Here is a 23,061-nt window from a genome sequence, read left to right as displayed (position 1 = left end):
TCTAGCTTAAGTTGACATCAATGGACTAGAGCGGCTACACAGACAAAACCCACCTGCGCGGGTTAAAAACCAATACAGTTCAGATAAGACCAAAACACTTGTCTTGACGGCGATTTATCACGTCTCAAAAACCCACGATTTTGTACAAGTAGCGCTTAACCCAAGCGTATTGAGTTTAAAAACCATAAAAAAAGTGGTATTCATTTGTAAAAACTGAATACCACTCTGTATTTCTTATAAATTCCCGATAACGGAGATATTTCAGCCAGGTAGAGTTATCCCAGTCACAGCGATCGCACCTGCGATCACACTGGCTGCAAGGGAAGTGATCGCTGTCCCAAATATCCACCAAGCAGCGTTTGCAACGGTTTTCTTGGTTTCTTCGGCTTGCTTTTTAGCTTGCTCTTGGATTGCTTTCAAGCGTTTTTGGGTTTCTTGCTGGATGCGTTCGGCTCGTTGCAGTACGCCATCCCGCGCCGCTTCTATTTGGTTGATGATCCGGTTAGCATCGGCTTCCGAAATATCTTCACGAGAACTGATCACAGCAACTAAGGTGTCACGATCAAATTGACTGAGGCGATCGCGCAATGCTTCAAATCCAGCTTGGGGATCGTCGAATACTTTGGCAAAGTCTTGCTGAATCCCTTCATAGTTGAGTTCCGAACGATTCAGGGAGTTGAGATAGTTACGAACTTTGGTAAAAACTCCATCCAGCAATGATTGCACTCTCTGCTGAATCTGCTGGAATTGTTCGACTATGGAACTACGAACAGAATCAATTTGATCCACAATTCGGTTAGCTTCTTCTTCTGAGATATCCTCCCGTTGGGATAATAGCGCCACAATTGTCGAACGGTCAAATTTCGAGGCGCGATCGCTTAAATTCCCAATTCCAGCGCGGGGAGAAGACAGCAGCAATTGCAAATCGCGTTTGATTCCTTCGGGATTTAGCTCGTCTTTGTTAGTATTACGCAGATATTCTTCGAGATTGGCTTCAAAATCTAAAGCTACTTGAGTGGTACGTTTAGCTAAACGTCGTGGCGCTCTTACAATGTCGCCAATCGCATCTTGAGCGCGATCAATTATCTGATTAACTTGCTCTTGGCTCAAGTCTCCCCGCTGACTGACGAGTTTAACTAAGGTTTCTCGATCAACGTGAGATAAGCGATCGCGCAGTGCTAAGGCTCCAGCTTTGGGATCATCGAGTAATTTTTCCAAATCGGCTCTAATACCTTCTGGATCAAGTTCTTCCAAATTGGTATTGCGGAGATATTCTGCGATCGCTTTTGTCGTTTTTTCGTACTGTTCTTTCGCTTGCTGCGGTACTTGCAAAATACTATCTCGGACTGCTTCGAGCTGATCGAGAACTTGGTTTACCTGTTCTTCGCTCAAATCTTGACGCTGACTGAGCAATTTTACCAGTGTATCGCGGTCAAATTGCGATAGGCGCGATCGTAATAGGCTAATTCCGGCTTGCGGATCGTCTAGCAAAACTCTAAACTCACGTTTGATAGCTTCAGGATTGAGTTCGTCTTTGTTAGTATTCCGCAGATAATCTTCAACTCTTTGGCGCAGTTCATCAGCTTTCGCTTTTGCTTGTTCTTGCAATTCTCTAGCACGATTCAAGAAATTATCGCGGTTGCGTTCGAGTTGACTAACAATATTATTAGCTTCTTCTTCGCTGATATCTTGACGTTGCTGAAGCAATTGTACAAAAGTCTCGCGGTCAAATTGTCCGAAGCGGCTACTTAAATCTTCAAACCCAGCCTCCGGATCTTCCAACAACTTGCTAAAATCCCGTTCAATACCTTCAGGATTGAGTTCTTCTTTCCCCGTCGAACGGAGATAATCTTCGATACGGCTGCGGAAATTTTGTCCTTTTTCTCGCGCTTCGGCCTGTTTTACAGTTTCTAAAACTTCCAGGCGATCGCTTTCCATTTGATCGGAAATTTCTTTCACTCTGGCTTCACTGAGATCATCCCGCTGCTTCAGCAAGTTGGTGAAATATTCTTGATTGATTTCTTCCAACTCGCGTCTTACAGTGGTCGGATCTGCATTTACATCATAGATGACTTCTTTAAATTCATCTACTAGAGTAATTCGGTTAAAGTGCCAAGGAAATGAATGCAATATGTAATCTTCTACATCTGCCTTAATCGTGTTCTCAAGTGAGATTGGCAACGTTGCAGATACTTGCTCAGATGCTTGTTCTCTAAACTTTTGAAATTGTTCTGTGATTTGATCGACATCAACATCTTGAACTTTTTCTTTTAGCTTTTGCAACTGAGTTGTAATTTTGTTGACATCTATATCGGAAAGGTTTACCCGTTCCATAACTGCTGGTGCAGCGGCGCTCAAACCATATCGAATAGCTTGCTTGATTACACCATTGCCATTACCACCTCCAACTGTAACCAGTTCTTGGAGTCGTTCACCCAATCGCTCAGAATTGAGTTCTTCCGGAGTGGCAGACTTGAGCAAATTAATTACTTGCTCTGTGGGGTTGTTGCGATTCAAAGCTTGTTGCCAAGCACCTTCAAATTGGTCAGCAATGCGATTAATATCTTCTTTAGATAAATCTGCACGACTGCTGATTAAATCAACAAATGTTTGACGATTAATGTTTTGTAATAAATCACTATTAGCAACCGATTGCAAATCTGTATCTTTCAACAGCTGGTCAAATTGATTCCGAATTTCGTTGATGTCCAGCTTTGGCAATTGCAAAGAGCTTAAAGAACTTTGGAGTGTATTTTTAATCCCTTCAGAATCAAAACCTGAAGTTAATTCCCGCCGAACTGCGGCTGTAATCTCTTCAGCGGTAGAAACTAACTGTTTTTTCGCAGTATTAGCACCAACGCCAGCAGTTGCCGTACCCATCAGAGCTTGGAAACCAGAAGTGACAGTATTAGCAATAGAACCAATTAAAGAACCTACTGCCGAGGAACCCAACCAAATTACCAGTGAGAAATAGGTAGACCAGATGACTACGCCAATAATTGCTCCTAAAAATGCACTTTCGATTAAGCTAAGTTTTACCGCTAGAAAACAAGCAATAAATAATGCAATACTAGCGGTTATTAATGCCCAAGCACCAACTTTACCTTGAACTTTCCGAATTGTCCTACCCAAACTTTCTGACTCATCATCAGAATCCGAGTCAATTTCCCAAGATGAAATTCCTATAGCGACTGAAAAGTTTGTGAATAACAATTGAAAGGCAAATGCCATCGCAACTCCAGCCAGCAATGCTACCAAGAATTTAGGCCCAGAAAACATAACTGATGCTTCTTCTGGAGTTAGTACTTCTTGAGCTAAAGTTATTGGCGCTAATCCAAAAGGTAGCCAGTTCCATCCAAAAATAGTTAAAACACTTTGAAACATAGGATTTTCTCACTTGCACTTAACTAAATAGCAATTCTGCTTGAAGATGCACAGAATAAGACTCTTCTGTAGTCCCCCAAAGTATCGGAGGGTAAAAATAAATGCACCTTCACAAAGAAACGGTATGAATACCCATTTACAAAATGGCTTATTTCTCAGCTTAATTATTAGTTATATAAGTTGGCACTTTCTTAGGTAATAGGTTTCTTTGCCAGAAGTTGTATTTAAGTCAATAAATATTTTTATTGTTTTTCTCAAACTCAATAATGTATACGCATGTACATTATTGTTAAATAAATGTTTTTAGAAAAAAAGTAACTTTCATAAAAATTCATCTACTAACATGGCATCTTACAAGCGATTGAGCTACTGAGCAAAAAGTAGTAAACAATATTTCTGGTATCAGCTTTCAGTGAAAAATTGATAGATAGAATAATTAATGTCTAACTTTTATAAAAGAAATACCATTTTATACTTGATATTTTTCTACCGATTTAGATAAAACCACCTATGTCTAATGATAGAGAGAAAAATTATTCCAAGCGATTGATGAAACTGAAATAGAAACATGTATTAATAAGGGTTATTACGAGCTATGAATTAGTGAATAATTAATTTTTGCTGAGGAGAAAGAATAATGGTTGTAGGTGTACATAAACGTGCTGTAGGCGTATTTTCTAATCGTAGAGATGTAGAACATGCCTTACATGAATTAAAAAAAGTTGGCTTTGATATGAACAGAGTCTCTGTCATTACCCAGGATGGAGACAGAGAGGATATTGCTGGGGCTGAAGTGAGCGATCGCGTCGGCGATAAATCTGACGAAGGTGCTAAAGTCGGAGCAGCCACAGGCGGTGCTTTGGGCGGATTAACTGGTTTATTAGTTGGTCTTGGCACTTTGGCAATTCCAGGAATTGGGCCAATTATGCTGGCTGGGGCCGCAGCAACTACTCTAGCTACAACTCTCGCGGGCGCAGGTATTGGCGCAGTAGCCGGTAGTTTGCTTGGTGCATTAATTGGTTTAGGAATTCCTGAAGAACGAGCCAGAGTTTACGACGAACGTGTAAGACGAGGACATTATTTAGTTATCCTTGATGGCACAGATGCAGAAATTCTCAGAGCAGAAGCAATTTTACATCAGCGGGGTGTAGAAGAATTTGGCATTTACGACCACCCAGATGCTAAAAATGCCACCACTGGTTATGTTGCTCCAACACCTGTTGCAGCTCATAGTGGTGTTACCAGACGTGCAATTGGAGTCTTTTCTCATCGGCGAGATGCAGAAGTAGCACTTACAGAATTGCGAGATGCGGGTTTTCCCTTAAATAAAGTTTCCATCATTGCCAAAGATACAAACGGTCATGGGATCGCTGGCGTAGATGTAGACAGAAACGTTAGTACAGGTAATAAAGCAGACGAAGGCGCAAAAGCTGGAGCAGCTACAGGCGGTGTTGTCGGTGGCTTGACTGGCTTATTAGTTGGTCTTGGAACTTTAGCAATTCCTGGAGTTGGGCCTGTGATTGCAGGTGGCGCAGTAGCAACAGCTTTGGCCACAACATTGGCTGGTGGTGCTATTGGTGCAGCCGCAGGAAGTATTGTTGGCGCACTGGTTGGCTTGGGAATTCCTGAAGACAAGGCGCGAATATATAATGAACGCTTCCAAAAAGGTGACTACCTGCTAATTATCGATGGTACGGAAGCTGAAATTCACCAAGCCGAAGCTATTCTCAAACGTCGAGGTATTGAAGAATTTGCTATCTATGATGCCACTGAAATTAGTGAACATCGCCCAGGTTTCGAGCGAGTAACCCATAACGAAACACCAGTTATTGATCCCATTCGCCCCAATTACTCAACAGAGCCTCATAGAAACGATCCTACCGTAGTTATTGTTGACCGTCGTGATGAAGTACTCTAACTCAAGGTAGGTGTAACTCACACTAATTCCACAAAATTATCGGAGCAAGAAGTTGAATAAGAATGGAAAAAACAAAAATTACAATGCTTTTTCGTTCTAGATTCTAAATTCTTTTTGATAAAGACCTTGCTCCTTACTAAAAAACTTGCTCCTCACTTGTGCCGTAAATATCAATCAATTCTGAGCCAAAATTAAACATATGCAAAAGCTAACTCCTTTCCTAATTAGTAGTCTTTTAGTTTTTGGTGTTGCTGCTTGTCAAGATTCTGCCAAAACAACTGTAACCGCACCAGCCCCAGACGAAGCCGCACAAGCTCCAACAGCAGCAACAACACAAGCTGCTAAAGAAGACGCACAAAGTGAACTTCGCAGAAGACAACTTGATGCTGATATTCGTGCCCGCGAACAGCGCAATAATGTCACTGGCGGAGATACAGACAGAGCCACAGCCGATCTAGCTAGTCAAGTTCGCTCCAAATTGGAGGCTAATATACCTGGTGGTCAACTAACAGTTAATGCAGTACAAGATGGGACTGTAACTGTAGCTGGAACTGTGAATAATCAAGAGCAATTGGCTAAAATCGAGCCTTTATCTAAGGAAATTAAAGGCGTCAAAAATGTAGTTGTTAAAGCAGTTGTTGCTCCGCCAAAAAGCTAAAGCACCTAACAATAAATCCCAGTGAGTAAGTAGGCAAAAATAAATTTAGATGCTCTTACTCAGTCTTGGTGGTCAGTTATACTTATTACTGACCACTAAGAATTGACAACTGACGACCTTAATAATTATATTTATTGATGATCAGTTAAGTTATACAAAGTTTTGTAGTTACCAAAAATAAAAACTATGGAAACCGAACAGCAGCAACGTGAATCCATCAATGCTTCCTTTTCACAAGGTACGTTAGCACTTGAAGGTGCTGATACTGCAAACTTGCCAAAGTTACCACCAGCAACTGAACCAGAATCCCAATGGCAGCAAATTAGCAGACAAATTACTCAATTTTTGGAGCAACTACCCGAATACTTAAGTATCTTTTTTCAAAACTACAAACAGCCTCTAATAACTGTTGCTTTAATTTTAGCGGCGATTGTTACAGCTAAGGTAGTACTAGCAGTACTAGATGCAATCAATGATATTCCCCTACTATCACCGCTTTTTGAGTTAGTTGGAATTGGTTATGCCAGTTGGTTTATTTTCCGTTATCTCCTAAAGTCTTCAACTCGCCAAGAATTAGGCAATGAAATTCAACTACTGAAAAACCAATTTGTGGGCGAGTAAATTTGAAAATGCGTGGTGTCGAGAACCCCGACTTCTCAAAGAAGTCGGGGTTCTAATTTTTCACGAATGATTTAGGATTGCTATAGTGCTGATTAGCGTTAATTTAGTCAGAATATTTATTCTACTCAAATTGCCTAAATGACAAATATCGAGATGGACTTAAGATTAGTCCTGTAGATACATCCGAAGATGGAGAAAATCTATATATTTTTGAACTTAAATCACTTCTAAAGATAGTAGTTTGGAGATGAGAAACAGCCTAATCTAGTTTTTGAAGTTATTTAATAGATTCTTTAACGAGGACATAAATTATGGCTAATGAAGCAGTTAAGAAAGGTACAGATTCATCTGATCGAGCAGAAGTCGATACTTATGATCGCGGCATTATCCCAGCAGAAACAGCTGCTCGTATGGAAAGAGAGGGAGGTAAGTACAAAACACTCCCCACAGAAGAAGGCGAAGCAGATGCAGCTACCGACGATCAAACTGATCCAGACAGTATACGCACCACTGACGGCTATACCGTAGATAAAGAAGGTTTGTTGAACAACTATGCAGTTGAACCGGAAATGTACTACGAAGAACCGGGTGATGCACGCAAACAAGCAGCAGCAGATACGGCAGAACGTGTTGAAGAACTCGGAGAAATTAATCAGGACGAAGAAGGCAAGTTAACAGAAAAAGGTGACAGCCGCGGTAGAGGCCCAGGAATCATTTAATTAACAACTATACTTTTGCTGGGTGCAATTACACGTAAGAAGGCTAAATAAGTGGCAATACTGATCAGTTAAGAATATTCGTAGATTGGGTTGAGGCAATGCGTTACCCAACAAACCCTGCAAAATATTGGGTTACCCTGCGGGAATCCCCTTCTCTTCTCTTTCAGAGACGCTAACGCGAATGAGAGGCTTTGCCAAGGGGTCTATGTTCCTCAAACCAACCTACACATTTTTATTTTTTTGGCTTAACCGAGCAGTATTGAAATAGGTGATTTGTAGAGACGCAATAATTGCGTCTTTATTTATATGGGCGGGTAGATTATTAAATAATTAACGGCTCAAGTTCACGATTATGCCATTGCCGCTGATACCATTCGGCAATTAAGGGACGGACAATAAACTTAGGCTGTCCATCGCCTTTAACGTCAATACGTAAACCTGAATAAGGTCGTCGCTTCTGAGAACCTTGACCGTTGCGACCAATGAAGAGATGCGATCGCGCCATTAATCTATTGTCCTCTATCAAATCTGCTCCCTCAATCCGCTGGCGTCGCAAACTAAACCCACTCCCACCACAAACAATCCAGTGGATATGAGAATCAGCGTGTCCTGTATCCATTGTCTCCAGATGTTCTAAGCAGTGCGCGTGACCGTTTAATACCAAATCGACTAAAGGACGCCCCTGAGTTAGAGAACCGATTTCTTTAGCTACCGCATCCAACACGCCACGCAAGCGATCGCGAATAATCAGAGTTTGTGCTTGTTGCCACTTCGTCGCCTCAGTTACATAAGGTGGATGATGGAAATAAATCACCCTTCCCCGAACATCAGTATTATTCCAAGATTCAATTAATCTTTGCTTGAGCCACTCCAATTGTTCAGTATCAGTCAGCGTTATTTTATTAGTGGCTAGTTGCTTATCGATATCAACAATAATTTCTTCAATTTGTGACAATTTGGCGTGGAAGTCGTCTAATTGATCGGCTTCGCTGGGGTTTTCTGGTCGAAGCTTGCCTGAGATTTCAACTATTTGCAGCTTTTCTTGCTCAAAATCTTCACGGCGTTTTTCTAAGAGTTTGCGATTGGCGTCACCTTCTTTGGTTTTAGGCAGCGGTGGTGGATCGTTAAAGGTATTAGAATCCAAGGCAAAGAAATCAATACCGCCATAGCGAAAAGTGTAGTAACGATTGGGAAGACGGGTAAATTGTCCTGGTTGATATGAAAGACAACGACCTGTATCTGTCTTGGCTGTGTAGTACTGATCTAAATGATCATTTAACTCTCCCGGAAGCTGAAATACCTTCAGATAGTCTAGAAATGCCCGTGCATAGGCCTCACCGCTTCCTGAGCCATGTAAGCCTACATCTAGGTCTAAGCGCGATCGCAATAGACGACGAAGGGGTAATGTTGTTAAGGACGCCAAGCTTAATAGAATCGGCAAGTTATAGTAATCGTGATTTCCCAGTACAGGTAAAATGGGCAGCTTAAAAACCATCTGGTCATAAGCAACCCGTTTGGGATGCTCTCCGCCCAAGATAAACTCTCGGTAGGGTTGGATGAAGTTCTGCTGGTAGTATTCACTCGACCCCACTAAATAGATCACATCTCCCATGTGCAGCATAAAGCGGGATTCGTTGTGATGAGGCAGCATGAGTTCAGCTACCTGTCGCTGGGGATTGTGTCCCCGGTGTTTACCCGAACCACTATCACCTACAACTAAAAATGAGAATTCAGGATTGTCTGTTTGACCATCATCCAACACTAGCCGAGTTTGGTCGATGTTCCGTTCCACAATCAACGGATCTTGCCACCGTACTCGCTGATTCATTTTGCGAATTTTTTTAGCGATCGCTGGATCAGATACAAGTTTCAATACAAACTACTCCTGAATTTTAATTGAAGGGGAGCAGAGGAGTAGAGGAGCAGGGAGCAGGGAGCAGGGAGTAAGGGAGAAGAGTTTTCCCCTCTGCCCCCCGCACCCCGCCCCTCTGCCTCTTTCCAATTCCCCATGCCCTCACTCCTCTACTGTGTCTTTCATCTCAATAGTCAGATTAGGGAGTCCCTCTAGTTTTTCCGTAGGCTCAACTTCTTCTACTAATGGCACAAAAATTCGCAAGCCTGCCGGGACACACTTAATTTCTACTGGTGTAGTGCCTACGATTTCACCATCTAGAACAACCTTTTGTGGTGGCTCAGTCGTAATTTTAAACTGTTTAGCTCGCAGGAAACCAATATCATTCCGTTCTGTAGCGTTACCTGTAGAAGCCGTTTGGAATAGATGAAATGTCGCCGCGATCGCTCCTGCTTTGTTAGCTGGGGCAACAATTGTTAAATCTAGTAACCCATCATCATAAATTAGACCTGCTGGGCCTTGAGCCAAAACTGAAGTGGGAGGCGCGGCATTTGCTACTGTTACTGCACAAGCACTAGTTTTAATGATCCTATCTTCAGTTTCAATTTCTACATCAAAGTTATGTAAGTTTCTTAATTGTTGGATTCCTGCCAAGACGTAGGCCATCATCCCAAAGCGATTTTTGGCGTCTCGGTCTGCCAATTCTACAGTTTCAGCTTCAAAGCCAATACCTGCTAAGAGTACCATTGGCTGATCGTTGCAATAAGCTACGTCTACAAGGCGGGTTCCTCCTTCCACAATTGTTTTACAGGCATCTGCGATCGTGTCAGGAATTCCTAAAGCTGTGGCAAAAGCGTTGGCTGTGCCTCTGGAAATGATTCCAAATGGGATGTCGGTACCAACTACGGCCGCTGCTGCTGCTGAGAGAGTACCATCTCCCCCCGAAGCAATGATTGCATCTACCCCTCGTTCTACCGCTGCATAGGCTAGTTGGTCAGCGTCGATTTCTTCAGTTGTGAGATAAATATCTAGGTCAATATCTGGCTCTAATATTGACCGAATTTCTGCTAGTTCTATATCTGGGTCGCCCTGACCCGCAACAGGATTGAAAATGAGACAGGCGGAACGATTCATAAGAGATAATAATTAAGCTTGGATAACTAATGAAGATACCAAATTATTCTTAGCATTCCTGTAAATTTTCACCTTCCGTTTTGGGACTGAGTTTTCTAGATATAGCAATCCGATAGCGAAGCGGTAGCGAGTCTTGTCTACGACACGCTACGCGAACGAGCGTCTTTGATTTCTGAATCACTCGTAGAGGTAAGGGACTGGGGACTGGGGACTGGGAAGAAGGAATAAAGGTGTACTGAGTTTTGTTCAAAAATCAAATATGAGTCCTATATATTGAGTAAGTTCAGGGTAATGTGCGATCGCACCCTACTTATTAGATATTGCTACAGACTTCTCTCGGTGTCTTTGTGTCAGTCTTAATTATCTGAACTACTTAATGTTGTAAAATAAGCAGTGGATTTTGTCGATTAACAAATTAAATTGTAATTTGGCTGTAAATTGGCCATTTTTGGTAATTGAAGACCAAAATAATTGGACATAATCAGCATTTTCATTTCACCAATTAATATTATGGATGGGTCTAATTGACGAACCACTCTTTTTGGTATTATTTCTTTTCCCTGTTTGGTATCACTCTTGCCCGATACTTTCTCATAGCTGGGGGAGCATACTTGCTCTTTTATTTAGTTTTGGGAAAGTCCCTCGCCAACAAGAGTTTGCGTTTAAAACCGTTGATGAGTGGTTCTGTTAAAAAGGATATTGAATTATCGGTACTATCCGCAGTAGTTTTTGCTATTTGTGGAGCGTTTATCATCTCAGAGTATAGTTTGGGAGCAACGCTGTTATACACTGACATACACAAGTACGGACTATGGTATTTAATAGTTAGCTTTATTGCAGTGCTAGTTCTTCAAGATACTTACTTTTATTTTATCCACCGGATATTTCACCAGCCTTTGATTTATAAGTGGATGCATTATGGGCACCACCGTTCAGGAGAGCCAACGCCCTGGAGTTCTTCAGCATTCGACTTGCCAGAAGCGATCGTCCAAGGACTTTTCTTTGTAGGTGTAAGCTTTATAGTTCCGCTGCATTTTATCACTTTAGTTGCCGCACTTGTGACTATGACAGTATGGGCAGTACTTACCCATCTCGGATTTGAGGTATTTCCCTCCTCATCTAAGAACAACTGGATTGGAAGGTGGCTTATCGGCTCTACGCATCATTCTATACATCATCGCAAATACAAAGTACACTACGGTTTGTATTTTACCTTCTGGGACAAACTGCTTGGTACTGAAGACCCTAATTATGAAAACGATAGTCATTAGTCATTTACAAAGGACAAATGAAAAATGACAAATAACATTATTTATGACTTTGTGATTCGTCTTGATTTTTAGTTTTCTGATGATTAAACCGAATTCCTACAAAGACATCGTAAATAAACTCCAAAAAGTCTTTCTTTTGTAGTAATCCTGAACTTTGATAACAGCCTTTTTCATCTAATAAAGGCTTCATCAGATAATATGTAGATTGATACTTATACCAGGGAATACTAGTCCATAAATGATGAATTAAATGGTAGTTTTGCCCTAAAATCAGGATATTAAGAATTGGGCTTGGGTATACGCGAGCATTTTTCCAGCGATTGCGTTCAACAAAGGGACGATGGGGCAAATAATCAAAAAACAAACCCAGTATTAATCCCACAATACCAGAAGGTACAACCCAAAAATTGAGAACGTACATTAAAAAATGATATTGAATTGAGATATAAACAATTGCAATAACGATTGAGCGACTAATGAACCATTCCAATAGCTCATATTTGCGCCACAGTCGCCGTCTAAAGAAAAACACCTCGTGGGACAAGAATCGAAATGCAATCAGCCACAGTGGGCCACCTGTAGAAACAAAATGATCTGGGTCATTTTTGGGATCATTGACATGAGCATGATGCTGCAAATGTACTCGCGTAAACACTGGGAAAACAAACCCTAGCATCAGGGCGCTACCATGCCCTAGCATGGAATTAATTACTCGATTGCGGTGGGCAGATTGGTGACAAGCATCATGAATTACTGTGCCAGCACAATGCAAGGCAATAGTGTTAAAGCTAAAGCACAGCCAGTCTGGCCATTGCCAAAGCCAGTAACCACAGTTAGATAACACTAGCACCGTCACCGATGCACAAAACAGTAGTAGCGTTGGATTGAAATCACCAGGAGGCGCTAACAATTCTTTAGGTGGAATTTTCAGCAGCTTATGTGCTTCTGAAGTTACCGTTTTTACTTCTGTATTTACTACGTCTTTAAAGATGACTTCCAAGTTGTTGCCATTTAGTTTTTTATAGTCATCAACGGCTGGGTCGATGATGATTAGGCTTTTGTCAGGGATGTCAAAAAAATTAGGATCTAAAGAGGTCATAATTTTCCTGGTCGTGATTCGTTGATAAAATGGGCTTGAAATCCCAAACTCAGCCAGCACAGAATAAGTTTCTTGCCTCGATTAGTAGAGATGAAAGCCTGAGAATTTAGTCGATACTGTTCTGTATTCAAATTAGGTATGGACTGTAGGAGATCAGGGATAGGGAAAATTTTTAATTTTTTGCTAGACTACACACATAAACAATATATTTGATTTTTCATTTTTGTAGTTAGTCCTGTTACTCATGATGCCAGCGACAAGGGCATATATATTTATTTTGGTTTTATATCGACTATTTATCGATTCGCCAAGACAATACTTTTCCTATGTACTGAAATTATGTGTTGTTATTGCTTTTGTGAAAAACAATTTTCAACAATATAAAGAATACAATTATTTGAATAATAAACGCAAGAGTTTTGTCGTAATTTGACGTATAATAAAAATATTTTATACACAGATATCATACTTCTAACAAAAATGTACGCTTTATTTGCTTAAATAAAAATTTCATTCCTTTTCTTGGCTGATGCAATAAGTATATATACTAGCGATCGCTTTCCCTCCTTTCGATTCCGTGTGGCTACTGTCTTCTTCTTGTAACCAAAACTCCATCGAGGGAGTCTCCTGGTAGGCAGAATATAAAAAATTTCTAATGAACTTTACTATGTACGTAGCAGTGAGTTAGGCTAAATCAATAACACACCCTACTTAAGATTTACTTTGTAAATCAACTCTAACAATAAATATTTTCCTATGCGTCAGTTATTACTAGGTTTGGCGAGTATGCTAACTCTCAGCAGTTTAGATACTCTCAATATGACATTAGCAGGCACAACGCCTGATTTACCTGAGATCCTCTTAGTTCAAAAGCTCAACTGCAATAATCCTCAAACTCAAATAGCAATTAATGAATGTACGAAGTTGTCTTATCAGAATTCAGATAAAAGACTGAATCAAGCTTATCAAAAATTGCTATCTAGATTAGAAAAGCCTAGAAAACAGAAATTAATTGCTGCACAGTTAGCGTGGATAAAGTTTCGAGATACCAATTGTGAGTTTGAGAGAAGCAGATATGAGGGCGGAAGTATTGCCCCTACTATTTATTTTGGTTGTCTAGAAAAGACTACAAAACTGCGTACTCAAGAATTACAAGAATATCTAAAGCCTGACCCTTAAGTGTGAGTAATTAATCGAGTTGTTTAAGACGGTAGCCTACACCGTGAACTGTTTCAATAAAATCTTCAAAAGCTCCGGCGGCTTTAAGCTTTTGACGCAGGCTTCTAAGATGAACTTTCACAGCATGTTCTTCTGGAGGAGACTCTAGCGACCAAATATGTTCGATAATCACGCTGCGACTAAGGACACGACGACCATTTCGCAGTAATAGCTCTAATATTCCGTACTCTTTCGGAGTCAAATGTAGCATACTTTTACCGTAGCTCACTTCATAAGTACTGGGGTTGAGATGCAGATTGCCCCATTCCAAAATCGGCGGTGATGAAACATTACCCCGACGAAGCAAGGCGCGAATTCGTGCAAATAGTTCTTGCAAATCCACCGGTTTAAGGACATAATCATCTGCACCTGCATCGAGTCCGGTGATTTTATCGCTAACGGTGTCACGTGCAGTAAGCATAAGAACTGGCATAGTGTAGCTGTGCGATCGCAACCGATGACATAAACTAATTCCATCGAGTTCTGGCAACATCACATCCAGCAACAGCAAATCATAATCCAGCATTTTGGCTTGATTCCATCCCGCCTCACCATCTGTAACCACATCAACCACATAACGCTGGTCTGTAAGGGCTTCTGCTAAAGTTTCGGCAAGGCGTACATCATCCTCAACTAAGAGAATTCGCATAATTTTTTTTAACCATACTAGTTATCTTTAAAACAATCTACGAACTCTGCTTGAAGAAATATTGCGAAAAGTAACAATTTTTCGATTTCGTTGCTTCTTTCCGATTTCTTTACCATTTCCTGAGCTATTTCCTTACTTTTGATATGTAACTTTCTATTCTATGTAGGTTTTTAATAACTTCCTGTAGATGTTCTAAAAGAACTCTATCTTTAACCAGGAGATTTTCAAAAAATGCCTTTTAGTGCATAAGTCCCATAAACCCCAATCCGCTCCGGTAAGGATTTTGACCTCAGAATTAGGTTTGAGGAAAAGGTTAGTGGGTTTGGGTTAAAGGTTTTTCCTTCCCTTTTCACCGAACCGTACTGCCATACACCCTGCATTCATATCAAATTATTTGAAGCAAAAGTAATGTTGCCGCCACAAGCGCATAAAAAGCTCCAATGTTGGATAAGAAGCCGTCATTTAATCTGTTCGGGTCACTTTTTTCTATTTGAAACTATAGACTATTCTTGCGTTGAGAGATTTACCGATTGTATAGATGCCCTAGGAGGAACATTAATTTCTGTTGAGCCGGTTGACAAAATTTGGATGGGTGATCATCGACAGGTTTTTCTTTATCGTGTCAAAGCCAGTTTGTTTACGCCTTGTCATCAGTTAAGGCAATACTGGTTTAAGTATGGTGGTTTATACACTAGATTTGATAAAAATTGTTAATTTTTTTATATTATGGACTTCGATAATTTTAGTATGGGTTTTTTACTCTAATTTCATTTTTAACCAACCAAATAACTGTTCTACTGTCAACTCTAAATCAATACCATCTAGAACAGTCAAGCTATCTTCTCTATGATAAAATTCTGGTTGTTGATGTGGTTTAAATACAAGAACTGAGCGATCATCAGGATCAATCAACCATCCTAGCTGACAACCATATTTTAAGCAGTGCAAAATATTGTTGGTCACTCGATTGGAACTCTGATCTGGAGAAAGAATTTCAATTGTCCAGTCCGGAGCAATTAACACATCATCTACAGGTTCTCCGTTATCGTCAAACTCAATTTGTTGCCAACGAATAACCGCCACATCTGGAACAATTGAACGACCACCAAAAGTACAACGCAACTCTGGAAAAGCATAAGCGATTTGCTTTTTCTCTGCAACTTCATTAATTCCATTAATCAACTTACCCTGAAGTCGGGAGTGACGGGTTTTCGGCATTGGTTTCTGGATAATCTCACCATCAATATAAATACTGGCAGGCTTTGTTTCTGGCAACTTGAGAAATTCTTCTAGGGTTAGGGATGCAGATTTTGCAACACTCATAACTTTTGCCACTCCGAAAGTCGTACATCCAGTTTATCAACATCCGGAACTAAATAGATGAGTGAAAACAGTACACTAAACCAAATGCTTCTAATCTCTGTTCTCTACGCTCATGCCCGATTTTAGCATTATGAATCTTGCCCCCATCGGTGTTGGCTTTAGCATTATTGCATTGGCGGTAATTTACTATTTTCTCAATCTAGAAGTCACTAAACGGCAACGGGCAGAAGTGATACTGCGGCAACAAACTGAGCGGGAACGCCTGGTAAACCAGATTGCTCATCATATTCGTGAATCTTTGGAGTTGGAGGAGGTTCTTACTACTACTGTTGCAGATGTGCGCGAGTTTCTCCAAGCAGATAGGGTGCTAATTTATCGCCTCTGGGAAGATGGCACAGGCAGCGCCATGACTGAAACAGTTTTACCTAAATATATAAAAATTTTAGGAGAAACTTTTCCACAAGAAGTGTTTCCTAGAGAGTATCATCAAGCTTATTCATTAGGAAAAACCCGCGCGATCGCAAACGTTGAACAAGCAGATGTCGAACCATGTTTAGCAGACTTCGTGAAACAGTTCGGTGTTAAAGCCAAGTTGGTAGTGCCAATTTTACAAGAAAATCGGGAAGCGGATAAACAACGAGATAGCAAGACACCTGCTTCTACCCCTTATCTTTGGGGCTTATTGATTGCCCATCAGTGCGATCGCACCCGCATCTGGGAATCTTGGGAAGTTGAGTTAATGAAGCAACTTGCAACCCAAGTGGCGATCGCTATCCAACAGTCAGAACTTTACAAACAGCTACAAACACTCAACGCTGAATTAGAACACCGTGTTGAACAGCGGACTCAAGAATTAGCTAAAGCCAATGTCTCTCTCCGAGCGGAAATTGCCGAACGTCAGCGCACCCAAGCCGCGCTGCAAGCTCTAATTACTGCCTCTCCTCGCGCCATCTTCACACTTGATTTAGAGGGGAATGTGAAAATCTGGAATCCTGCTGCTGAACGGATGTTTGGCTGGACGGAGGCAGAGGTAATCGACCGTCCTAACCCAATTTTTTTAGACGATCAATTAGAGGAATATAACACTCTCCAACAAAGTATCTTACAAGGAACAACCTATACCAGAGTTGAATTGCGCCGTTTTAAAAAAGATGGCACTGCGATCGATATAATTTTTTCCGCTGCTCCATTGCATGATCGCGACGATAGTATCAACGGCATGGTAGCCGTGATTGCTGATATCACACACCAAAAGAAGCAGGAAGAACAGGTAAGATTACTGCAATCTGTAGTTGTAAATACTAATGATGCTGTAGTTATCACTGAAGCGCAACCCATTGGCGAACCTGGGCCGCAGATTATTTATGTTAACGAAGCATTCACCCGAATCACAGGTTACAGGCTGAGAGAAGTTTTAGGTAAAACGCCCCGTATTCTTCAAGGAGCGAAAACAAGTCAAACTGAAATGGATAAAGTCTGGACTGCGCTTTCTCGTTGGGAATCAGTCACCGTTCAGGTAATTAACTACCGCAAAGATGGCTCTGAATTCTGGAATGAATTTAGCATTTTCCCCGTAGCCGATGAAACTGGCTGGTATACCCACTGGATATCAGTACAACGTGACATTACCGAGCGCAAACAAGCTGAACAGGCATTACGCCAGAGCGAAGAACGCTTCCGCTCATTGATTGAAAATGCTTTAGATATTGTCAAAATTCTCGATGTAGATGGTTCTATTCGTTACGAAAGCCCCTCAGTCGAAAAGGTTTTGGGTTATCCAGCCGCAGAACTAATTGGCAAAAACTTATTAGATTACATTCACCAGGATGATTTTGCTAACACTCACCATAGCTTTACTCATGCTATTCAAAGTTCAGAAGTTACTACCCCAATCGAGTTTCGTTGTCGGCACAAAGATGGCTCGTGGCGGATGCTAGAAGCTATTAGCCAGAAATTTCTAGATAATACAGCAGACACTAGAATTATAGTTAACTGTCGCGACATCACAGAACGCAAGCGGTTAGATGAAATTCGCATGGCATTAGAGCGAGAGAGAGAACTTAGCGCCCTGAAAACACGTTTTTTCTCAATGGCATCTCACGAATTTCGCACTCCTCTGAGTACTGCCTTAGCAGCGGCCCAATTGCTAGAAAACTGTCAGGATGAATGGGATAACTCTTCTAAACGATTGAGGAACTTGCAGCGGATTCAACTCTCTGTCAAAAATATGGTTCAGATATTAGATGATATTTTGACCATCAATCGAGCCGAAACCGGAAAACTAGAATTTAATCCCAAACTCCTAGATTTAGAAGGATTTTGCAGTTATTTTGTGGAAGAAATGCGCCTAAGTACAGACGAAAGGCATACACTTAGTTTTGTTTGCCAAGGAAAAACTGTTCCGGCTTGGGTGGATGAAAGGTTGTTGCGTTCTATTCTGTCTAATTTGCTGCTGAATGCGATTAAATATTCTCCTCATGGAGGGAATGTGCATCTTAGTCTGGAGTTTAAATCAGATACGGTGATTCTCCAAGTTCAAGATCAGGGTATTGGAATTCCGCTAGCAGATCAACAGCAGTTGTTTGAGCCGTTTCATCGTGGCAAGAATGTCAGAAGCATTCCTGGTACAGGATTAGGATTGGTAGTGGTGAAAAAGTGTGTAGATTTACACCAAGGTCAGATTAACATCACCACTCAAGTAGGAATTGGTACAACTTGTGCAGTCACTCTCCCATTAGAAGGTAAGTCGAATTAGTTGGGGATTGGGGATTGGGGATTGGGGATTGGGCATTAGGGATTGGGCATTAGGGATTGGGCATTGGGGATTGAAAATAGACAGGGAAGACAAGGAAGAGATTTATTCAATCATTCCCCCTTTCCCTAGTCCCCAGTTCTCAGTCCCCACTCCCTTTTTAGTAAAGAATTGTAATCCAAAATCCAAAATCCAAACTCCAAAATTAGTATGAGTCCCTGACTACGGTAGTCTAGATGAGAGTGAATTTATCGCCTAGTTTGATATATTGTTTTATGACTTCAGTTGTTTCTAGTCCCCCACGCACTATTCGGATTGGTTCACGCAAAAGCCAACTTGCTCTGGTTCAGACCTATTGGGTACAAGAGCAACTCCAGAAAAGCTTTCCTGATATCACTTTTGAAGTCCACACAATGTCTACCCAAGGCGATAAAATCTTGGATGTAGCATTAGCTAAGATTGGCGATAAAGGACTTTTTACTAAAGAACTTGAACTCGGAATGCTCAATCAGGAGATTGACTTTGCAGTTCATTCTCTCAAGGATCTGCCGACTAACTTACCAGAAGGGTTAATGCTGGCAGCAATTACTGAACGGGAAAATCCAGCAGATGCATTAGTGGTGCATGAAAAGCACAAAGATAAACAAATTGATACATTGCCAGAAGGTGCGGTAATTGGTACATCTTCTCTGAGGCGGTTAGCACAGTTACGCCACCACTTCCCCCACTTTACCTTTAAGGATGTGCGGGGAAACTTAATTACACGGTTGGCAAAACTGGATGCAGGTGAGTACGATGCCCTAATTTTGGCAGCAGCAGGGTTAGAAAGGTTGGGAATGAGCGATCGCGTTCATCAAGTGCTACCCAAAGAAATCTCACTCCACGCCGTTGGACAAGGTGCTTTAGGGATAGAATGCCGTGCTGATGATAGTGAATTGCTATCTCTACTCAAAGCCATCGAACATCCCGAAACACGCGATCGCTGTCTCGCTGAACGATCTTTTTTACGTTCATTAGAGGGCGGCTGTCAAGTACCTATCGGTGTAAATACAGAAATATCTGGTGATAACTTGACCTTAACGGGCATAGTCGCCAGCGTAGATGGTCAAAAGCTGGTAAAAGATACCGTCACAGGCAAGGCCAACAATGCCGAAGCACTAGGCACAGAACTAGCAGAAGTGTTGCGGCAACAGGGAGCGCAAGAAATTTTAGAAGAAATTTTTGCGGTGATTCAGCGCGGTTCCTAAGCAATTGGGCAAGCCGATGTGATTAGATAAGAATTGATCGCCGTTACACAAAAGACGCGAAAAATCGCGTTGGTCGGGATCAGCAAGTTAATTTGACAATATAGACTCAGGGAAGCAAAAATTACCATGCGGATTCTATTTGTTGCAGCAGAGGCAGCACCCATTGCGAAAGTAGGAGGAATGGGTGATGTTGTTGGGGCATTACCCAAATTTCTGAGAGAAATGGGGCATGATGTGCGGATATTCTTGCCTTACTATGGCTTCCTGCCAGACAAAATGGAAATTCCCAAAGAACCCATCTGGCGGGGATCTGCCATGTTCCAGGAATTTGCTGTTTATGAAAGCGTTCTGCCTGGTACTGATGTTCCCTTGTACTTATTTGGACATCCCGTATTCCTACCCCGCCGGATTTATTCTGGAGATGATGAAGACTGGCGGTTCACCTTTTTTTCCAATGGTGCAGCCGAATTTGCCTGGAATTACTGGAAACCAGAAATTATCCACTGTCATGATTGGCATACGGGGATGATTCCCGTGTGGATGCACCAAGATCCTGATATCACCACAGTCTTTACCATTCATAACCTGGCTTATCAAGGGCCGTGGCGTTGGTATTTAGAGAAAATTACTTGGTGTCCGTGGTATATGCAAGGACACAACGTCATGGCAGCGGCGGTGCAATTTGCCAATAAGGTAAATACAGTTTCGCCCACTTATGCCGAGCAAATCAAGACAGCGACTTACGGTGAAACATTAGAAGGTTTGTTGTCCTTTATTAGCGGTAAATTATCTGGAATTATCAACGGTATTGATACCGAGGTTTATAATCCAGAAAATGACAAATACATTGCTCAAACCTTTACTGCTGATACTTTAGATAAGCGCAAAGCCAACAAAATTGCTTTGCAAGAAGAAGTAGGATTAGAAGTCAACTCCAAAGCCTTTTTAATTGGGATTGTGACCCGATTAGTAGAACAAAAAGGCATTGATTTGATATTGCAAATCCTCGATCGCTTTCTATCTTATACAGATGCCCAGTTTGTACTGTTGGGGACAGGCGATCGCTACTATGAAACTCAGATGTGGCAATTAGCATCCCGTTTTCCCGGACGCATGGCAACTTACTTACTATATAACGATGCCCTGTCTCGCCGGATCTATGCTGGGACTGATGCCTTCTTAATGCCTAGTCGTTTTGAACCTTGTGGCATTAGCCAAATGATGTCCTTGCGCTACGGTTCTGTGCCCATTGTCCGCCGCACAGGTGGATTGGTTGACACCGTAAGCCATCATGACCCCGAAAATGCCGCAGGTACGGGTTATTGCTTTGACCGCTATGAACCCCTAGACCTGTTCACCTGTATGATCCGGGCTTGGGAAGGCTTCCGTTTTAAACCGCAATGGCAAGAACTACAACAACGTGGCATGGCTCAAGATTTTAGTTGGTATCAATCTGCCAAAGAATACGTGAAGTTGTACAGATCAATTTACGGTTTGCCAGAAGAAGAGGAGACTCCAGAACCAAAGTTAGTGTTAAACGAAGCAGTCACCACTAGCAAGCAAAAGGGCGGTTAGAAACTGCGTCTACACAAACAAAACCCACATCCGTGGGTTTCAAACCTCAATTTTTCCTTAGTCCGCGGAGGCGGACTTTGTTTGTGTAGCCGCGACTTCCAGTCGCCAGGGCTATTAATTAGGGTCTGCTGAATAATGATAAAACGTTGATTTCTCAATGCTTTGGGGCTATTTTTGTAGAAACAGGTGCAAGTAAATTGGGGTATCAGGCTGAAAAATCTTGCATTTCTCATGGATTAGGTCACAAAAAAACACCAAAAATCAGGATGAAACTATTGCCTGTTGCCTATTCCCTATTGCCTACCCCAGCCATCAGACTTTTTCAGCAAGCCCTAATTACTCGTCGCTTTCGCCCTAATTAACCAATCACGATCGCGATCGCAAATTTCCCGACCAGATGAGTCTCCTAAGCGGTCTAGCGCTAATAAACAAGCGTATTTCAAATCCCAAATCGGCGTATTTAGGCAAATTTTGAGTTCAGGAATTGCTCGTGAATCACCCAATTCACCAAGAGCGATCGCACACGCTGCACGAGATTTCTGGAACTGGGGTTCGCGGTTGTGCAGGTTTTCTACTAGCAAATCGAAGGCGGGAGCATATTTTAGCCAGCCGAAAAGTTTCATCACATGATAATGAGCGCCATAGTCGTTATATGCCTTATCCCCATAAGTAACTAAAAGTGCTTGGGGTGCTTCTTGTGAATATATATCCAGTAAGGTTTTTGTGGCTAAATAACAGCGTCCAAAATCGGTTTCGTAGAGTTCGTTAATCACAAAATCTAGCACAGGGGTAGCATCGTACTCGTGTACTAAATCAAGGTCGTTGGGATGGTCGTAGAGTACTTGCTCTAAGTAAGGTTGAATTTCTGTAAAAGTAATTTCACCACTGGGAACGCCTGCATCCAAAAGCATCCGCAATCCTCGCAACCGGAACACCAGAGATACAGGACAACGGGCAATTTCTGGGATGGCTTTGTAATAGCGTGAATCAATCAGGTCTTGAATACAACCGCGTCGTGCATTGACGCTGGAACTTTGCAGCAGCGTCATCACCTCAGTAATTTGGGAGTAGTCACCCGTGAAACGACAAACTGTAGCGATCGCTGCACTACGGGTAGGTTCATCCTCAACTTGAGTAAATTTACGTACACGTTCAAGTGACGGCTGATAGTCGGCGTTAGCTAGAGTATGAATAATCACTCGATAGATTTGGCCGGGTTTATCCAGTAGTTGTGCCACCTCTTCGAGGATTTCTGGCTCTTTAGTGCCGATTTCCCCGATCGCCCACACAGTATTTTCAACAGTATAAATATCATCATCTTTAAGGCACTGCCGAATTACAGGTAAAGCTGATTCAGCCTGCAATCGCCCCAGACTTTCTACAGCCTTGCGTCGAACAATCCGGTGGTCTAACTCATCAGGGTTACTGGTTTCAATCGCCCGTACCAAAGCCGCAATCGATTGCTCAGTGGGGAAGTTAATTAAATGGGAAACAGCTATATATTTATCAGAAGCGTCTTCGAGTTGTTCTAATGGTGTATCGATAATTGCGATCGCTTGTTCTTCTGTTAACCCAAACATTTTAAAAAAACGTTTATCCATTGGTCTATAAATGGCTCTTGGATAATTGCTCAGAGGTCAC

General features: G+C 41.7%; 16 protein-coding genes. 9 read left to right on the top strand and 7 right to left on the bottom strand.

Going from position 1 to position 23,061, the window contains the following annotated elements:
* Positions 1 to 261 precede the first annotated feature (261 nt).
* Entirely contained in the window at positions 262 to 3,384 is a 3,123-nt protein-coding gene (locus tag ACWATR_RS11530; RefSeq protein WP_460332342.1) for an MFS transporter, read from the bottom strand.
* 637 nt (positions 3,385 to 4,021) lie between these two features.
* Between ACWATR_RS11530 and ACWATR_RS11525 the strand changes: the two genes are divergently transcribed.
* From ACWATR_RS11525 to ACWATR_RS11510, 4 genes are all read left to right on the top strand, one after another.
* Entirely contained in the window at positions 4,022 to 5,302 is a 1,281-nt protein-coding gene (locus ACWATR_RS11525; RefSeq protein ID WP_460332340.1) for a histidine kinase, read from the top strand.
* A 199-nt stretch (positions 5,303 to 5,501) separates the two neighbouring features.
* The gene (locus tag ACWATR_RS11520; RefSeq protein ID WP_460332338.1) at positions 5,502 to 5,960 is read left to right on the top strand and encodes a BON domain-containing protein; all 459 of its coding nucleotides are present in this window, start codon (positions 5,502 to 5,504) and stop codon (positions 5,958 to 5,960) included.
* Positions 5,961 to 6,146: 186 nt separating this feature from the next.
* Positions 6,147 to 6,581 carry a CAAD domain-containing protein gene (locus ACWATR_RS11515; RefSeq protein WP_460332336.1) on the top strand — a complete coding sequence of 145 codons (435 nt, stop codon included), beginning with the start codon at positions 6,147 to 6,149 and terminating at the stop codon, positions 6,579 to 6,581.
* A 311-nt stretch (positions 6,582 to 6,892) separates the two neighbouring features.
* Positions 6,893 to 7,300 (top strand): hypothetical protein, encoded by a 408-nt coding sequence (locus ACWATR_RS11510; RefSeq protein WP_460332334.1) that lies wholly within the window; start codon positions 6,893 to 6,895, stop codon positions 7,298 to 7,300.
* Positions 7,301 to 7,622: 322 nt separating this feature from the next.
* Here ACWATR_RS11510 and ACWATR_RS11505 read toward each other — a convergent pair whose 3' ends face one another.
* Positions 7,623 to 9,173, bottom strand: a complete 1,551-nt coding sequence (locus tag ACWATR_RS11505; RefSeq protein ID WP_460332332.1) for a metallophosphoesterase family protein — start codon at positions 9,171 to 9,173, stop codon at positions 7,623 to 7,625.
* Positions 9,174 to 9,314: 141 nt separating this feature from the next.
* Complete coding sequence (locus tag ACWATR_RS11500) at positions 9,315 to 10,286, bottom strand: YegS/Rv2252/BmrU family lipid kinase (RefSeq protein ID WP_460332330.1); 972 nt, start codon at positions 10,284 to 10,286, stop codon at positions 9,315 to 9,317.
* A 524-nt stretch (positions 10,287 to 10,810) separates the two neighbouring features.
* Between ACWATR_RS11500 and ACWATR_RS11495 the strand changes: the two genes are divergently transcribed.
* On the top strand, positions 10,811 to 11,557 hold the full coding sequence (locus tag ACWATR_RS11495) for a sterol desaturase family protein (RefSeq protein WP_460332328.1): 747 nt from the start codon (positions 10,811 to 10,813) through the stop codon (positions 11,555 to 11,557).
* A 37-nt stretch (positions 11,558 to 11,594) separates the two neighbouring features.
* On the opposite strand, the gene crtR is transcribed toward ACWATR_RS11495, so the two are convergent.
* Entirely contained in the window at positions 11,595 to 12,656 is a 1,062-nt protein-coding gene (crtR, locus tag ACWATR_RS11490) for a beta-carotene hydroxylase (protein ID WP_460332326.1), read from the bottom strand.
* Between the two features lie 756 nt (positions 12,657 to 13,412).
* Here crtR and ACWATR_RS11485 point away from each other — a divergent pair.
* The gene (locus ACWATR_RS11485; protein WP_460332324.1) at positions 13,413 to 13,835 is read left to right on the top strand and encodes a lysozyme inhibitor LprI family protein; all 423 of its coding nucleotides are present in this window, start codon (positions 13,413 to 13,415) and stop codon (positions 13,833 to 13,835) included.
* 10 nt (positions 13,836 to 13,845) lie between these two features.
* Here the strand turns inward: ACWATR_RS11485 and ACWATR_RS11480 are convergent, their stop codons facing one another.
* Together ACWATR_RS11480 and ACWATR_RS11475 are read right to left on the bottom strand one after the other, a co-directional pair.
* Positions 13,846 to 14,523, bottom strand: coding sequence for a response regulator transcription factor (locus ACWATR_RS11480; RefSeq protein WP_460332322.1), 678 nt, complete (start codon positions 14,521 to 14,523; stop codon positions 13,846 to 13,848).
* Positions 14,524 to 15,279: 756 nt separating this feature from the next.
* Positions 15,280 to 15,846: a Uma2 family endonuclease gene (locus ACWATR_RS11475; protein WP_460332320.1), complete on the bottom strand. Its 567-nt coding sequence runs from the start codon at positions 15,844 to 15,846 to the stop codon at positions 15,280 to 15,282.
* A 112-nt stretch (positions 15,847 to 15,958) separates the two neighbouring features.
* On the opposite strand from ACWATR_RS11475, the gene ACWATR_RS11470 reads away from it, so the two are divergent.
* The 3 genes from ACWATR_RS11470 to glgA all read left to right on the top strand — a co-directional run bounded on the left by ACWATR_RS11470 (position 15,959) and on the right by glgA (position 21,420).
* Positions 15,959 to 18,601 (top strand): PAS domain S-box protein, encoded by a 2,643-nt coding sequence (locus ACWATR_RS11470; RefSeq protein WP_460332318.1) that lies wholly within the window; start codon positions 15,959 to 15,961, stop codon positions 18,599 to 18,601.
* Positions 18,602 to 18,873: 272 nt separating this feature from the next.
* Positions 18,874 to 19,845 (top strand): hydroxymethylbilane synthase, encoded by a 972-nt coding sequence (gene hemC / locus ACWATR_RS11465; protein ID WP_460332316.1) that lies wholly within the window; start codon positions 18,874 to 18,876, stop codon positions 19,843 to 19,845.
* Between the two features lie 126 nt (positions 19,846 to 19,971).
* Positions 19,972 to 21,420, top strand: coding sequence for a glycogen synthase GlgA (gene glgA / locus ACWATR_RS11460; RefSeq protein ID WP_460332314.1), 1,449 nt, complete (start codon positions 19,972 to 19,974; stop codon positions 21,418 to 21,420).
* Positions 21,421 to 21,752: 332 nt separating this feature from the next.
* Here glgA and ACWATR_RS11455 read toward each other — a convergent pair whose 3' ends face one another.
* Positions 21,753 to 23,021 carry a HEAT repeat domain-containing protein gene (locus ACWATR_RS11455; RefSeq protein ID WP_460332312.1) on the bottom strand — a complete coding sequence of 423 codons (1,269 nt, stop codon included), beginning with the start codon at positions 23,019 to 23,021 and terminating at the stop codon, positions 21,753 to 21,755.
* Between the last annotated feature and the right edge of the window lie 40 nt (positions 23,022 to 23,061).

It is taken from the genome of Nostoc sp. UIC 10890, assembly GCF_054786515.1.
This window is presented reverse-complemented; position numbering and strand designations above follow the sequence as displayed.